This window comes from Nitrosophilus kaiyonis (genome assembly GCF_027943725.1).
Lineage (GTDB): Bacteria > Campylobacterota > Campylobacteria > Campylobacterales > Nitratiruptoraceae > Nitrosophilus_A > Nitrosophilus_A kaiyonis.
On sequence record NZ_AP025696.1, the window covers coordinates 907,938 to 923,191 of the forward strand.

Below are 15,254 nucleotides of genomic sequence, written 5' to 3' on the forward strand. Positions count from 1 at the left end.
TAAGTAAATGGTTAAGAAAGTTAAATTGTTAATTAATAAAATATATAAGGAGCTTTTTTGAGAATTGTTCAACATCCTATTGAATTAAAAAAAGAGCTTAAAAATGTAAAAGGCTCTATTGGCTTTGTTCCTACAATGGGGGCTTTACATGAAGGACATTTATCATTAATTAAAAAAGCAAGGGATGAAAATGATGTTGTAGTTGTGTCAATATTTGTAAATCCTACTCAATTTTTGCCTGGCGAAGATTTTAATAAATATCCAAGGAAACTTGAAGCTGATATTAAATTATGCGAGCTTGCTAAGGTTGATTTTCTTTTTACTCCAAATATTGATGATATATATGATAAAGATGAAGTTTTAATAAAAGCACCAAATATAAAAGGTTATATTTTGGAAGGATTTAATAGACCAGGCCATTTTGATGGTGTTTTGCAGATTGTAAATAAGCTTTTAAATATTGTTAATCCAACAAATGCATATTTTGGGAAAAAAGATGCCCAACAGCTATATTTGATAAAAAAAATGGTTAATAATTTTTATATGGATGTAAATATTGTTGAATGTGATATTATTAGAGAAAAAGATGGTCTAGCTATGAGTAGTAGAAATGTTTATCTAAATGATGAAGAGAGGCAAAAGGCTCTTTTGATTTCAAAATCATTAAAAAGAGCTGCAAAATTAATCATGCAAGGAGTTATGAACGTACAAGATATTAAAAGTGAAATGCTGAATATTTTAAAACCATTAGATGTAGAATATGTTGAAATAGTTAATAGAAATTTTGATAAATTAGATAAAATAGAAATAGATTATACAATTATTTTAGTTGCGGCAAAAGTTGGAACTACAAGACTTATTGATAATATATGGATTTAGGAAAAATTATGGATTGTAAGAAAGTTTTAAATATTAAAGTTCCTCAAAAAGAAGAGAATATAAAAGTTTCAGAAATAGCTAAAAAAACTTTAACTTTTATGGCTAAAAACAATATTGCTTTAACTCCAAAAAATTATGAGGATTGGTTTTTTGTTATATGTAATTCAGTTGATGATATGCATCTTTTAACAGATCAAAATCTTTTTTTGCTTTATGAAGAGTATATAAAGGAAAAGCCTGCAATATTTAATGATTATGATGCAAAAGAGGTTTCAAAAGAGTTAAAAAATATTGTTAATGAGTCTGAAAATATAATAACTTTAATTGATACCAATATCAATAAGCATAGTCAATTTATGGAAGATAGTAAAAAAGCATTAGAAAAAAAAGATATAAAGATGATTGATGATTTGAAAAATCAGATAAAAATTTTAGAAGAAGAGAATAAAAAGCTGAAAAAGAAACTATATGAAAATAGATATATTTTAAATAGCTTAGAAGATAAGTTTCATGAATATAAAAAATTATCATATATTGATCCATTAACAGGTCTTTTCAATAGAAGAGCTTTTAATGAAGAAGTTGAAAAAATAAAAGATATTATCCCTTTTTCTATAATATATTTAGATATTGATGATTTTAAAAAAATAAATGATACTTATGGTCATACAGTTGGAGATGAGGTTTTAAAAGAGATAGGTGAAATTTTAAATAGTTTTATAAGAAAAGATACAAAAGCTTTTAGACTTGGAGGCGAAGAGTTTGCAATAATTTTACCAAATGTAAATATTGAAGATGCAAAAAATATTGCCCAAAGAATAAGAAAAGTGATAGAAAATCATAATATTAAACTGGAAGATACAATTGTTTCTTATACCGCAAGTTTTGGAATAACAAGTTATCAAAAGGGTGAAGATATAAATGAACTTTTAAAAAGAGCAGATGAAGCAATGTATCAAGCTAAAAAAAGTGGTAAAAACCGAGTTTTTATTTTATAGAATCTAATATCTCTTCTACAATCTTTTTTGCTCCATCTTTTTTAACTATTTTTTCAAGATTTTTACTTATTTTTGATATATCTTGTTTTTCTATAACATCAAGTATCTGGCTGTAATCTTTATCTCTATCATATAAAAATGCACAATTTTGTTTTTCAAGGAATTTTGCATTAAAAAATTGATGGTTATTTGCTGCATATGGGTAAGGAATAAATATTGTTGGCAAAAGATTTGATGCAAGTTCCCACAATGTACTAGCACCTGCTCTTGCTACTGCAAAATCTGCTTTTTGCATTTTTTGAAAAATATTTTTATCAAAATCAAAAATATCTGCATCAATTTTTAGTTTTTCATACTCTTTTTTAACTCTTACAAAATCTTTTTTTCCAGTTTGATGAATAATATTTATCCCTCTTTCATGCAATTTAGGTGCTATTTTTAATGCAATATCATTTATCTCTTTTGCTCCTTGGCTTCCTCCTAGAAAGATTACTGTTTTTATATTTTCTCTAACTCTTTTGGTATCAAAAAATATATCTGAAACTGGATATGGGTCATAAGGAGGTAAAAATGAGCAAAATACTCTTTTTGAAAAAGGAGATAAAATTTTATTTAATCTACCATAAACTGCATTTTGCTCATGAATAAAAAGAGCTCTATTGGAAAAAGTTGCTGCAAAACTTGCAGGAGCAGCAGAATATCCACCAACACTAATAATCGCTTTTATATCCTTTTCTTGAAAGATTTTTTTGCATTTCATTGATAGATTTAAAATATTAAAAAGAGATTTTATCTTTTTTATCCCTTTTTTATTTACTACTCCAGAACTTTCTAAAAAATATTTTTGACTAAATCCATCATCATTTTCAAACCAATCTATATCCTGACCATGAGTTGAGCCAATATAGATTGGTTTGATATTTTTTTTATTAAATTCCTCTTTTAATGCTTTTACTATTGATAAATGTCCACCAGTCCCACCACCAGTAATTACAATATTCAAAACCTTCCTTTATTTGGATATTGGACATGAGATATTAGGAATTAGGAATTGGGAATTAGTGTTAGTGTAAGTTATTTTACTAACACTATTCACTATTACTAAACCCTTCATTCCTTCGCTGCTTCACAACTTTTCCGCTTCACACCTTCATAGCTTTTTACCAATAACTAATAACCAATATACCAATTACCAATCTCTAATGTCAAATGTCTAATAATCCAATTATTTTATCTTTTTACTTATCATTAAAACCATTCCTAATGCGACTCCATTTGCTAGCATTGCACTTCCTCCATAGCTTAAAAAAGGAACAGCAATACCTTTAATAGGAGTCAATCCACTAATTCCATATGCATTTATCAAAAATGAAAAACCAAGAAGTAAAGCAACTCCAATGCAAAAAAGATAATCAAGATGATCTTTGCTTCTATTTGCTATTTTAAAAATCCTATGAATTATAAGTGCGATTATAATCGTTATAGTAAATATTCCAATATATCCAAACTCTTCAGCAATTCCAGCTAAAACAAAGTCAGTATGAACTTCGCTTAAAAATCCAAGTTTTAATTTTCCCTCAGCCAAACCTGTACCAAAAATTCCTCCATGATGTATTGCATTTAATGAATGGGTTATTTGATAAGGTTCAGGAGCATCTTCAACTCTTAATTTTTCAGCTATAGTTTGAGGCAGAAAATTTAATATATAATTTTGGGCATTGGCCCACCAAGAAAGAATTCTATTTATTCTATGTGGTGAAGTAAATATAAAAAGAATAAATATTATAAGTGCTGAGCCAATAAGAGTTAAAAATAGTTTAAAGCTTCTACCTGCAAAAAAGAGCATAAAACTAAGAGTCAAACCAAGTACCATAACCTGTCCAAGATCATTTTGAAAAACAGCAATTAAAACAACTACAAATAAAAATACAATTATATATGGAAAAATAAGTTTAATCTCTTCTAAAAGATTTTTCTTTTCTACCTTTGCAAATTTTCTTGAAAAACTCCATGCAAGAAAAAAAACAAAGCCTACTTTGAAAAACTCAACAGGAGCTAAAGAAAAGCCAGGAAGTCTTATCCATCTTTTTGCTCCACCAGCACTTGTAACTAAGGTAGATGGCATAAAATACATTGATATCATTAAGATAAAAAATATTATAAATATTGAAATTCCAAGTATCTTTGTCCATTTTTGAGGATCTAGACTTGATATCCCCCACATTAATAAAATAGCACCAATCCCAGATATTAACTGTCTTATTAAAAAATGAAACTCATCATATCCATACAATAAAACCGTATAAGTTGAAAAACTATAAGAGCATATGATACTTATAGTTATTAGGATTGATGCAAGAATAAAAATAGTTCTATCAACCATTATCTACTTTCTAATTAGGAGTACTATAAAATAGTATAAAACTACCCTTAAGTGAATTTTTATAGCTTTAAGAGTATTATTTTATCCACTATTAACAAAAAAAATGATTAAGAAATATGAATACTCAAAATAAGCTATATAAAATTGCCTTACTTTTTTTTCTTTTAATAATCGGCTTTTTGATTTTTTTGCTTGCTATTTTTAAGATAGTTATAGATGATAGAAAACTTCCATCTCTTATTATAAGTGAGAAAAATAGAGCGATAAGAGGCTCTATAATAACTAAAGATGGTTTTCATGCAGCTTCAAGTAAAAAGCTTTATAAAATTTCTGTAAATACCAGATGTATAGACCCAAATAAAAAAGAACTTTTTATAAAACTTTTTTCAATTTATAGTGGAATAAGTGAGAAAAGAGTAAAAAGAGCTTTAAAAAAGAAAAGAGGCAATGTTGTTTTATCTTATAAAATGAATCCAAAGCAGGCAAATCTTCTTAGAGAACTTGCAAAAAAACTTTATCTAATGGATGTCTTTAAAGAGTATGAAGTAAATGGCAGAGTTATAAAGCAGGGCCTTTCAATTACAGAAAGTGGAGAAAGTAGAATATATCCATATAAAGATCTTTTAACTCCAGTTATAGGATATGTTAAAAAATTTGAGGATAATGGATATACAAATATAAAAGGTGTAAAAGGTATTGAAAAATTTTATGAAGAAAAATTAAGGCCTATTCAAGATGGATTGATTAAAGGTTATAGAGATATAGGAAATAATATTATTTTAAATAAAGATGCAATTATAAAAGCAAGAATTGATGGATACAATATAAATCTAAATATTCCTATTTTGCTTCAAAAAAATATAGAAAATATTCTTGATGAATTTAAACAAAAACTAAAAGCAAAAGAGATCATTGCTGCTGTTATGGAAAGTAGAAGCGGTAAAATTTTAGCTCTTGCTAGTTCAAATAGATTTGATCCAAAAAATATAAGAAAAAAAGATTATGAATCATTAAATGCTTCAGTTATAGAGTATAGTTTTGAGCCCGGATCGGTTATGAAGCCTATAACATTTTCTCTTCTTTTAGAAAATCATTTAGTATCTCCATATGATATTGTTAGAACATATAATGGAAGATTTAAACTTGGTAAAAAAATCATAACAGATGAGCATAAAGAAGAGTGGATGAGTGCTGAAAATGTTATAGTTTATTCAAGTAATATTGGTATTGCTCAACTTGCTCAAAAATTATCTCATATTCAATTTTATCAAGGATTAAAAGATTTTGGTTTTTCAAAAAAAACAGGTATTGATCTGCCATATGAGCATACAGGATATATTCCTCCTTTAGTTAAATTTAGAAGTGAGATATATAAAGCCACAGTTGGATATGGATATGGAATGAGAGCTACCTTTATGCAACTATTAAAAGCATATAATGTTTTTAATAATAATGGTAAAGAGGTAACCCCAAGAATAGCAAACTATCTATCTTTGGAAAATGGAAAGCAGTTTGCATTGCCTTTTTATAAACCAAAAAGAGTTATCTCTGTTGCAACTGCTGCAAGAATGCAAAAAATTCTTATAAAAGTTGTTGAAAAAGGAACAGGTACTGCTGCACAAATTGATGGTATAACTGTAGGTGGAAAGACTGGTACTGCCCATATAGTTGAACATAAAAAATATGTTAGAAGCTATAATAGTTCCTTTTTTGGTTTTGCAAATGATAAAAAGAATAGATATACAATTGGAGTTACTGTTATAAAACCAAAAGTTCATTATTTTGCCGCCCAAACTGCCGTCCCAGTTTTTAAAGAGATAGTAAATATTTTAATAGATCAAGGATATTTGGTACCAGTAACTGAGGAATAGTATAAAGAGGTATAACGGGATAGTGGAATAGGAGATAAGGGGGTAAGTGAGCGAGGGCAAAGCGAAGCTTTAAGACAACAACTGCTTGTTGTCTGTGCCCGAGCGAAAGCCTTGAGTATATGTGAGTCCGAAAAACAAGGTTTTTCGTGACGAACATACGAGAGGTTGGTTTACCTTGAAGAAAATCAAATGAGCAAAGTGAATGAAGATTTTCGGTTAAATTTGAGGGTGAAGGTTGAAGGGAGAAGGTAGAAGGGGATAAAGGAAGTGGCTAATTCCCAATTCCTAATGACTAATGACTAATGTCCAATGACCAATGTCTAATCTCATTTATGTTAAAATTAGCAAAAAAATATTAAGAGGAATTTATGGATATTAGAAGCGAATTTTTAAACTATTTTAAATCATTAAATCACAAAGTTTATCCAAGTGCTCCGCTTGTTCCAGAAGATCCAACACTGCTTTTTACAAATGCTGGAATGGTTCCATTTAAAAAAATATTTACTGGAGAAATTCCTGCAGAAGTAAAAAAAGCTACAAGTTGTCAAACATGTATTAGAGCAGGTGGAAAGCATAATGACCTTGAAAATGTGGGTTATACAGCAAGACATCACACTTTTTTTGAAATGCTTGGTAATTTTAGTTTTGGAGACTATTTTAAAGAAGAAGCGATTAAATATGCATGGGATTTTGTTACAAAAGTATTGGAATTACCTATTGAAAGATTATGGGTTACTGTACATGAGAGCGATGATGAAGCGTATGAAATCTGGCAAAAACATATAAGTAAAGATAGAATAAAAAAATTTGGTGATAAAGATAATTTTTGGCAAATGGGAGATACAGGTCCTTGTGGTCCTTGTAGTGAGATTTTTTATGATCAGGGAGAAGAGCATTTTAAAGGAAGTGAGGATTATTTAGGAGGAGATGGGGATAGATTTTTAGAGATTTGGAATCTTGTATTTATGCAGTATGAGAGAAATGAGGCAGGAGAGCTTCTTCCTTTGCCAAAACCAAGTATTGATACAGGAATGGGATTAGAGAGAATTACTGCAATTAAAGAGGGAGTTTTTAGTAACTATGATAGCTCGCTTTTTATGCCTATTATTGAAGCTATTAGTGAACTTGCAAATAAAAAATATATCTATGAAGAGGGAGCTAGTTTTAGAGTAATAGCAGATCATATAAGAGCTGTTACTTTTCTTCTTTCACAAGGAGTTATGTTTAGTAATGAGGGAAGAGGGTATGTTCTAAGAAGAATCTTAAGACGTGGCGTAAGGCATGGATATCTGCTTGGATTGAAAGAGCCTTTTATGTATAAGCTTGCTGATGAGGTTGTAAAATTAATGGGCTCTCACTATGAATATTTAAATGAGAAAATTAATGTAGTTAAAGAGCAGATAAGAGCTGAAGAGGAGAGATTTTATCAAACTATTGAAGCTGGAATGAAGATTTTTGAAGAAGAACTCAAAAAGAGTTCAAAAATCTTTAGCGGCAAGGTTGCTTTTAAACTATATGATACATATGGATTTCCTCTTGATTTAACAGAAGATATGCTAAGAGAAAAAGGGTTAAAACTTGATAAAGATGAATTTGAAAGGTTAATGAAAGAGCAAAGAGAGAGAGCAAAGGCTGCATGGAAAGGTAGTGGAGATACAGCTTTAAGTGGTGATTTTAAAGAGATTTTAGGATTAAAAAATGAGTTTGTTGGGTATGAGAAATTAAAATCAAATACAATTATTATGGCAATATTGGATGAAAATTTCAAAAAAACTGATACATTAAAAGCTGGCGAAAAAGGGTGGGTTTTACTTGAAGAGACCCCATTTTATGCAGAAAGTGGTGGTCAAGTTGGAGATAAAGGAGAGATATATTTATATGAAGATGGAAAATTAGCAGATGTATTAGATACTAAAAAGTTTTTTAATTTAAATATGAGTCTTGTTCATGCAGTAAAGAGTATAAGAGTTGATGAATCAATAAAAGCAATAGTAGATAAATCAAGAAGAGAGATAGCAAAACATCACTCTGCAACACATCTTCTACATGCGGCTCTTAGAAAAATTTTAGGAGAGCATGTAACACAACAAGGAAGTTTAGTAGAAGCAAATCGTTTAAGGTTTGACTTTTCTCATCCAAAAGCATTGACTTCCGAAGAGATTAAAAGAATAGAAAATTATGTAAATGAGATAATTGCACAAGGAATTGAAGCTAAAGTTGAAGAGATGAGTCTTCAAAAGGCAAAAGAAAAAGGAGCTATGGCTCTTTTTGGTGAAAAATATGGAGAAAGGGTTAGAGTTGTAGAGTTTGGAGATGCAAGTATTGAATTGTGTGGTGGAACACATGTTAAAAACAGCTCTGAAATAGGAAGTTTTTTTATTACAAAAGAGAGTGGTGTTAGTAGTGGTGTAAGAAGAATAGAAGCAGTATGTGGTATGAGTGCTTTGAAACTAGCAAAATCTTGGAGAGAGAGTTTGCAAAAAGCAAAAGAAGAGTTAAAAGCTCAAGATATTTTTCAAGGAATTAAAAAATTAAAAGAGGAAGTTAAAAAATTAAAAGAGGAAGTTAAAGCTGCAAGCAAAGTTAGCCAAAAAGAGTTAAAAAGTTATGAGATATCAGGAAAGAAAATTATAATTGATGAGATAGAAAGTGGTGATATTAAAAAAATTATTGATGATATTAAAAATGCAAATGAAAATGTGGCTGTGATGCTGTTTCAAAAAAAAGGTGATAAAGTTTTAATTGCATCTGGAGTAAAGGGAATTGATATAAAAGCTGGAGAGTGGGTAAAAGCAGTTGCTCCAATAGTTGGAGGAGGAGGTGGAGGAAGGCCAGATTTTGCACAAGCTGGCGGAAAAGATCCATCTAAAATAGATGAGGCAAAAAAAGAGGCTATAGATTATGTTAAAAGGATCTTAAAATAATGGAAAATTATCTTTTATATATTATTTTTTTTCATGTATTAGGTGCAATTATTTGGATAGGAGGGATGATAGCAATAAGATTTGCTGTTCATCCAGCTCTTCAAAATATAGATGATGCTAGCATGAAAATTGCTAGAACTCTTGAAATAACAGGAAGGCTTTTTGCTTTAGTTTTTCCATTTATAATAATAATTTTGGCAACTGGCTTAATGCTTTCATTTTCTTTTGGATTTAGTGGCCATACAAAACTTAGTATGATAGTTCATGTGAAAGAGGCTATTTGGCTTGTTATGACACTTAATTATGCTTTAATGGTATATCTTAGATTTAAAGCTCAAAGCGCTTTTTTAGGTGCAGATATTAAAAGAGCAAAAGAGATACTATCTCCTGTAGCAAAATATATGTTACCTATCAATATTTTTCTGGGAGTTATGGCACTATTTTTTGGATTAGTACTTAGAGGATTTTAAAGGAAAAAAATGAAATCACTTGGAAAACATCTTTTAGCTGAATATTATAGATGCGATGAGAATGCAATAAATGATGTAAAAAAAGTTGAAGAAGCTTTAATAAAAGCTGCTGAAATTGCAGGAGCAACAGTAATAGGCAGTTCTTTTCATAGATTTGAACCATATGGTGTAAGTGGAGTAGTAATTATTAGTGAGTCTCATCTTACAATACATACATGGCCAGAGTATGGTTTTGCTGCTGTTGATGTTTTTACTTGTGGTGATCATGTAGATCCTATGAAAGCTCATGAATATTTAAAAAAAGTGTTTAAAACACAAAATGCAACAGTAGAGACTGTTTTAAGAGGAGTATTAAATATTCCAGACCTTAGACATAAACCTGGTGGAAGCTGTATAGAGAGCAGCTGTGATAGAGGTATAACTAAAAATGGTTAGGCTTGCAAGTTCAAGTGAAACAAGAGCAAAAATATTAAAAGAGTCAAAAATAGAGTTTATTCAAAGTGATATCCATTTTGATGAAGATATATTGATTGAAAAATATAAACATCCAAGAAGTTTTGTTTATCATGCAACAAAAGGAAAGCTACAAGCTGCAATAGATAAGTATGGATTAGATATTCCAATAGTTGTTGCAGATACAGTTGTAAGTGTAAATGAAAAGATATTAAGAAAAGCAAAAGATGAAAAAGAGGCACTTGAAATTTTAAAACTTCAAAGCGAAAATATTGTCTCAATTTTAACCTGCACAGCATTTAAGTCGAAAAATTTAGAATATTTAGATTTAAGTGCAACATATTATCATTTTTCAAAATTTGATGAAAAAGATTTGCAAAATTATATAGAAAGTGGTGAATGGAAGGGTAAAGCTGGGGCATGTATGGTTGAAGGATTTTGTAAAAAATATATAAAAAGTGTAAAAGGCTTTGAGAGTTGTGCAAGGGGTTTAACAATAGAGAAACTTTTACCTTTAATTGAGCTTAATGAAGATATTAAGAAAAATATTTGAAGGATATAGAGGAGAGATATTTCTTGTAGAAGTTGAAAACCAAGTTTATATAATGAAAAAAAATAAAAGATTAGATGTAGATTTTATTGCAAAAGAGTATCAAATTTTAAAATTTTTAGATGGTCACTATTCTCCAAAAGTTTATGAAAAATCAAAAGATTTCTTTTTAATGGATTATATAAAAGGATACAATTTCAAAGAGTCTCTCAAACTCAATAAAAAAGCCTCCATATTACTATCTTTGAAACTTTCATATTATCTGGATAAAAAAAGAGTATATCACTCCCAGCTTGGTAGATATCATCATATGATAATATCAAAAGATTTTCAAAAGATTTGGGCTTTAGATTTTGAAAGAGCAAAAATAGATTCAAATCAAAAAAATCTTTTGCAGATAGTAGGATTTTATTTAAAAGATTACTATCCTTTATTAAAAGAGGAGATCAAAATATATAAAAAAGATATAGATTTGGGATATAAAAAAATTGTTGATAAAATTTTGTCTTATATAAAATAGGTGTATAAATGTATGAAAAAGAGATTAATGCAATAAAAAGAGCAAATAGATTTAGAGAGAGAAAGATTTATGATTTTCATTTAAAAGATTTTGCCTCAAATGATTATCTAGGGTTTGCTCACAATAAAAAACTTTTAATAAATGCCTATAAAAAACTAAAAGAGTATCCAATTAATGCTGCAAAGGCCTCCCTTATAGTAAATGGATATACATCTATTCATAAAAATTTTGAAGATGATTTATGTAGATTAAATGGTTTTGAAGCTGGAATTGTTTTAGGAAGTGGATTTTTAGCTAATATTGCTTTGATTGAAGCTCTTCCTAGAAAAAATGATCTATTGCTGATTGATGAAGAGTATCATGCAAGTGGAATATTGGCATCAAAATTAACTCAAGCGAAATTAGAGTTTTTTAAACATAACGACCCAGAAGATTTAGAAAAAAGATTAAAAAATAAAAAATTTAATAGAGTCATTATTGCAATTGAAGGCATATACTCAATGAGTGGAGATATTGCAAAAAAAGAGATATTTGATATTGCTAATAGATATAATGCAATTTTAATTATAGATGAGGCCCACAGTAGTGGAGTTATAGGAGAAAATCTTCTAGGAATATTAGATTTTTACAATATAAAGCCACATAAAAACTATATAAAAATGGGAACTATGGGAAAAGCTTATGGAAGTTATGGGGCATATATACTCTCTTCAAGTGAGATAATCTCTTTTTTAGAAAATAGAGCCAAAAGTATTATATATACTACCGCTTTATCTCTATTTGATGTTTTATTAGCCCACGAAGCATTAAAATATATAGAAAAAAATAGTAAAAAACTTGTAAAAAAAATTGAAAAAAGGAAAAATATAATAGAAAAAATTTTAAATAAAAAAATAGAATCTTTAATATTAAATCTTGAATTCAGCAGCAATCAAGAGGTTTTAGAGATACAAAAAGAGTTATTAAATAGTGGCTTTTTAGTAGGGGCTATTAGACAACCTACAGTAAAAAAGCCAATACTTAGAATAATTCCAAGGCTTGGTGAGAGTAAAAAAGATTTAAAAAAGCTTTTAAAAATTTTGAGGGCAAATTATGTTTAGATGTGAAAGATTAAAAATTGTGGATGTGCAAAGAGATAAAAAGCTTGTTGATATAAGTTTTGAGATAAAAGACTCTTTAGCTTTGGTTGGAGAGAGTGGTAGTGGAAAAAGTTTAACTCTAAAGGCGCTTTTAGGACTTTTACCCCCAAATCTAAAATCAGATATGAAAATAGTATCCTCTTTTGAGTTAAAAAGGGGCAAAACACTCTCTCTTGTTCCACAAAACCCTTTTACATCTTTAAGTCCTCTTACAAAAATAAAAGATCAATTTTTAGTATCTCAAAAAAAAGCACTTGAACTTATGAATTTAGTTGGTTTAAAAGATGAGCATCTTTATAGATTTCCTCCGGAACTTAGTGGTGGGCAGCTTCAAAGAGTAATAATAGCTATGGCTCTTGCTTTAAATCCCAAACTTTTGCTTTTAGATGAGCCAACTACAGCATTAGATCCAGATACTAAAGAGATGGTTATTGAGCTTATAAAAGATATGAAGAAAAAATTTGATTTTTTGATTTTATTTGTTACACATGATATTGAAAGTGCAAGAAAATTATGCAAAGAGATATCTGTAATTAAAAAGGGAAAAATAGTTGAAAATGGAAAAATGGAAGAAGTATTGTATAATCCACAAAGTGAATATACAAAAACATTAATCGAATCAAATTTTGCACAAAGAGAGTGGAGAAAGTGAGATACCTGTTTTCTTTTATTTTAATAGTTATTTTTTCTTTGTTTGGAATACTTTTTTATTATTATGATCAAATAAGAGACCAAGCAGATAGTATTATTAATTATAATCCCCCATTAACAACAAAGATTTTTGATAGAAATGGAAAATTAATTGCAAATATTTTTGATAAAGAAAATAGAGTGTATGCTAAATATGAAGAGATTCCGCCTAAAGTTATTGAGTCACTGCTTGCTATTGAAGATACAATGTTTTTTGAGCATAAAGGGATAAATTTAGATGCAATTTTTAGAGCAATTATAAAAGATATTAAAGCTGGAAGATTTGTAGAAGGAGCAAGTACTCTTACACAGCAACTTATTAAAAACAGCGTTTTGACAAGAGAAAAAAAGATTGAAAGAAAAATAAAAGAGATTTTGCTTGCTCTTAAAATAGAATCTATCTTAAGCAAAGAGGAGATTTTAGAAAGATACTTAAATCAGATCTATTTTGGGCATGGATATTATGGGATAAAAACTGCAGCTTTGGGATATTTTCACAAAAGTTTAAAAGATCTAACTTTGAAAGAGGCTGCAATGTTAGTAGGCCTTCCAAGAGCACCAAGCTTTTATGATCCAACTAAACATTTAGATTATTCAATAGAAAGAGCAAATAGAGTAATAACAAGACTTCATAAGTTGGGTTGGATAACAGATGAAGAGTTTTCAAAAGCAATAAAAGAGATACCAATAGTTTATGATGATACATTAACTCAAAATAGAGCACCATATGTTGTAGATGAGGTTTTAAGAAAGTTAAAAAATAAAATAAAAGATATAAAAAGCGGTGGATATAAAATCTATACAACAATCGATCTTGATTTTCAAAAAATTGCGAGAAATAGTTTAAGATATGGATATGAAAATATACTAAAACGATCAAAAAATGAAGAACAGATAGATACATTAAATGGTGCTATTGTTGTTATGAAAAATAGCACAGGAGAGATACTCTCTTTGGTTGGTGGAGTAAATTATCAAGAGAGCCCATTTAATAGGGCTACTCAAGCAAAAAGACAGCCGGGAAGTGCCTTTAAACCATTTATTTATCAAGTTGCTTTAAATCTGGGATACTCTCCGGCATCTTTAATTCCAGATGTAGCAAGGACATATGAGTTTGAAGATGAAAATGAGACAAAAAAATGGCAGCCTAAAAATTATGAGAAAGATTTTAAAGGTTTGATCACTCTAAGAGAAGCATTAGTTCATTCAAGAAACCTTGCTACTATAAATCTTGTCAATGAGATTGGTTTGGTAAATATGTATAAAGAGTTAAAAAGATTTGGTTTTGAAAATCTTCCAATGGACCTTTCATTATCTTTAGGCAGTCTTGCAATTTCTCCATATAAATTTGCTGGATTTTACTCTATTTTTTCAAATTATGGGAAAAAAGTTGAACCAAAACTGATAGATAAGATTTTAGATCGAGATGAAAATATAATATATGAAAAAGATATTGAATCAAAAGAGCTTTTTGAAGAGAAGCAGGCATATTTAATGATAGATATATTAAAAGATGTTGTAAAAAGAGGAACAGGAAGAAGAGCAAGAGTAAAAGGGATTGAAATAGCAGGAAAAACTGGAACAACAAATAATAATATAGATGCTTGGTTTTGTGGTTTTACCCCAGAATATGAAGCTATTGTTTGGTTTGGAAAAGATAATAATACTCCAATGAGAAAAGGAGAAGCAGGAGGAGTTGCAGCTGCTCCTGTAGTTGGAATGTTTTTTAAAGAACTTTTAAAAAAACATCCAGAAATGAAAAGAGAGTTTGATATTCCAAAAGGAATTATTAAGACTAAATATAAAGGAAAAATTGAATATTTTACAGATATATCAAAACCACCGGTTATAGAGAATAAACCAATTATTGAAGATAATCTTATATTTTAAAATCCAATATTTAAAGGAAAATTATGTTTTTTGTTAGCGAAGGTATATGCCCTAAATGCAAAGATAAAGGCAAAAAAGTAAGTCATGAAGTATTAATGGCTCATTTAAAAGATATTTCTAAAATAAAAAAAGATAAAAATTACTATTTTTGTTGGAATGAAGATTGTGAAAATATCTATTTTGCAATTGGTGAGAATTTAACACAAAAAGATGTAATAAGAGAAGTTGGATATAAAAATAGCTCAAGTGAAGATGGAATTATCTGTTTTTGTTTTAACTATACAAAATCAAACATAGATGAAAACTCTTTTGATGAAAAAAAATTAAAAGTAAAACTTCATGGATGTAACTGTTCTATAAGAAATCCTAGCGGAGGCTGCTGTACTAGCTGGTTTAAAAATTATATAAAGAAGCGATTCAAACAGAATGATTAAATTTTAGGCAATAAATAAAATTTAATTAAATTTTATTAAGATATAATATGTTG

General features: G+C 28.9%; 14 protein-coding genes. 12 read left to right on the plus strand and 2 right to left on the minus strand.

All coding sequences use genetic code 11. From position 1 onward, the window contains the following. Positions 1 to 57: 57 nt before the first annotated feature. Together panC and QML81_RS04890 are read left to right on the plus strand one after the other, a co-directional pair. Complete coding sequence (panC, locus tag QML81_RS04885; protein WP_281950294.1) at positions 58 to 879, plus strand: pantoate--beta-alanine ligase; 822 nt, start codon at positions 58 to 60, stop codon at positions 877 to 879. A gap of 8 nt (positions 880 to 887) precedes the next feature. Continuing rightward, positions 888 to 1,877, plus strand: coding sequence for a GGDEF domain-containing protein (locus QML81_RS04890; RefSeq protein ID WP_281950295.1), 990 nt, complete (start codon positions 888 to 890; stop codon positions 1,875 to 1,877). Here the strand turns inward: QML81_RS04890 and QML81_RS04895 are convergent. Both QML81_RS04895 and QML81_RS04900 read right to left on the minus strand, forming a co-directional pair. Next, positions 1,867 to 2,880 carry a UDP-N-acetylglucosamine--N-acetylmuramyl-(pentapeptide) pyrophosphoryl-undecaprenol N-acetylglucosamine transferase gene (locus QML81_RS04895; protein WP_281950296.1) on the minus strand — a complete coding sequence of 338 codons (1,014 nt, stop codon included), beginning with the start codon at positions 2,878 to 2,880 and terminating at the stop codon, positions 1,867 to 1,869. The two genes, QML81_RS04890 and QML81_RS04895, sit on opposite strands and share 11 nt — an antisense overlap. A 222-nt stretch (positions 2,881 to 3,102) precedes the next feature. Beyond that, on the minus strand, positions 3,103 to 4,260 hold the full coding sequence (locus QML81_RS04900) for an FtsW/RodA/SpoVE family cell cycle protein (protein ID WP_281950297.1): 1,158 nt from the start codon (positions 4,258 to 4,260) through the stop codon (positions 3,103 to 3,105). A gap of 116 nt (positions 4,261 to 4,376) precedes the next feature. On the opposite strand from QML81_RS04900, the gene QML81_RS04905 reads away from it, so the two are divergent. From QML81_RS04905 to QML81_RS04950, 10 genes are all read left to right on the plus strand, one after another. Further along, complete coding sequence (locus tag QML81_RS04905) at positions 4,377 to 6,131, plus strand: peptidoglycan D,D-transpeptidase FtsI family protein (protein ID WP_281950298.1); 1,755 nt, start codon at positions 4,377 to 4,379, stop codon at positions 6,129 to 6,131. Positions 6,132 to 6,499: 368 nt separating this feature from the next. Continuing rightward, positions 6,500 to 9,055: an alanine--tRNA ligase gene (alaS, locus tag QML81_RS04910; protein ID WP_281950299.1), complete on the plus strand. Its 2,556-nt coding sequence runs from the start codon at positions 6,500 to 6,502 to the stop codon at positions 9,053 to 9,055. Continuing rightward, entirely contained in the window at positions 9,055 to 9,525 is a 471-nt protein-coding gene (locus tag QML81_RS04915) for a hypothetical protein (RefSeq protein ID WP_281950300.1), read from the plus strand. The genes alaS and QML81_RS04915 overlap by 1 nt, the downstream gene beginning before the upstream one ends. Positions 9,526 to 9,534: 9 nt before the next feature. Beyond that, positions 9,535 to 9,960 carry an adenosylmethionine decarboxylase gene (speD, locus tag QML81_RS04920; RefSeq protein WP_281950301.1) on the plus strand — a complete coding sequence of 142 codons (426 nt, stop codon included), beginning with the start codon at positions 9,535 to 9,537 and terminating at the stop codon, positions 9,958 to 9,960. Beyond that, complete coding sequence (gene maf, locus QML81_RS04925; protein WP_281950302.1) at positions 9,953 to 10,531, plus strand: septum formation inhibitor Maf; 579 nt, start codon at positions 9,953 to 9,955, stop codon at positions 10,529 to 10,531. Before speD ends, maf begins: the two co-directional genes overlap by 8 nt. Further along, entirely contained in the window at positions 10,506 to 11,048 is a 543-nt protein-coding gene (locus QML81_RS04930; protein WP_281950303.1) for a hypothetical protein, read from the plus strand. Before maf ends, QML81_RS04930 begins: the two co-directional genes overlap by 26 nt. Positions 11,049 to 11,056: 8 nt before the next feature. Then, on the plus strand, positions 11,057 to 12,148 hold the full coding sequence (locus tag QML81_RS04935) for an aminotransferase class I/II-fold pyridoxal phosphate-dependent enzyme (protein WP_281950304.1): 1,092 nt from the start codon (positions 11,057 to 11,059) through the stop codon (positions 12,146 to 12,148). Beyond that, on the plus strand, positions 12,141 to 12,839 hold the full coding sequence (locus QML81_RS04940; RefSeq protein ID WP_281950305.1) for an ATP-binding cassette domain-containing protein: 699 nt from the start codon (positions 12,141 to 12,143) through the stop codon (positions 12,837 to 12,839). The genes QML81_RS04935 and QML81_RS04940 overlap by 8 nt, the downstream gene beginning before the upstream one ends. Continuing rightward, positions 12,836 to 14,767, plus strand: a complete 1,932-nt coding sequence (locus QML81_RS04945) for a penicillin-binding protein 1A (protein WP_281950306.1) — start codon at positions 12,836 to 12,838, stop codon at positions 14,765 to 14,767. The genes QML81_RS04940 and QML81_RS04945 overlap by 4 nt, the downstream gene beginning before the upstream one ends. A gap of 23 nt (positions 14,768 to 14,790) precedes the next feature. After that, positions 14,791 to 15,201, plus strand: a complete 411-nt coding sequence (locus tag QML81_RS04950) for a hypothetical protein (protein ID WP_281950307.1) — start codon at positions 14,791 to 14,793, stop codon at positions 15,199 to 15,201. Positions 15,202 to 15,254 lie beyond the last annotated feature (53 nt).

What these genes read in the sequence shown, in the direction of transcription:
- QML81_RS04915 (WP_281950300.1), top strand. Translation starts at nt 9,055, where the DNA reads ATGGAAAATTATCTTTTATATATTATTTTTTTTCATGTATTAGGTGCA.
- alaS (WP_281950299.1), top strand. Translation starts at nt 6,500, where the DNA reads ATGGATATTAGAAGCGAATTTTTAAACTATTTTAAATCATTAAATCAC.
- QML81_RS04905 (WP_281950298.1), top strand. Translation starts at nt 4,377, where the DNA reads ATGAATACTCAAAATAAGCTATATAAAATTGCCTTACTTTTTTTTCTT.
- QML81_RS04935 (WP_281950304.1), top strand. Translation starts at nt 11,057, where the DNA reads ATGTATGAAAAAGAGATTAATGCAATAAAAAGAGCAAATAGATTTAGA.
- QML81_RS04900 (WP_281950297.1), bottom strand. Translation starts at nt 4,260, where the DNA reads ATGGTTGATAGAACTATTTTTATTCTTGCATCAATCCTAATAACTATA.
- maf (WP_281950302.1), top strand. Translation starts at nt 9,953, where the DNA reads ATGGTTAGGCTTGCAAGTTCAAGTGAAACAAGAGCAAAAATATTAAAA.
- speD (WP_281950301.1), top strand. Translation starts at nt 9,535, where the DNA reads ATGAAATCACTTGGAAAACATCTTTTAGCTGAATATTATAGATGCGAT.
- QML81_RS04950 (WP_281950307.1), top strand. Translation starts at nt 14,791, where the DNA reads ATGTTTTTTGTTAGCGAAGGTATATGCCCTAAATGCAAAGATAAAGGC.
- QML81_RS04940 (WP_281950305.1), top strand. Translation starts at nt 12,141, where the DNA reads ATGTTTAGATGTGAAAGATTAAAAATTGTGGATGTGCAAAGAGATAAA.
- QML81_RS04890 (WP_281950295.1), top strand. Translation starts at nt 888, where the DNA reads ATGGATTGTAAGAAAGTTTTAAATATTAAAGTTCCTCAAAAAGAAGAG.
- QML81_RS04930 (WP_281950303.1), top strand. Translation starts at nt 10,506, where the DNA reads ATGAAGATATTAAGAAAAATATTTGAAGGATATAGAGGAGAGATATTT.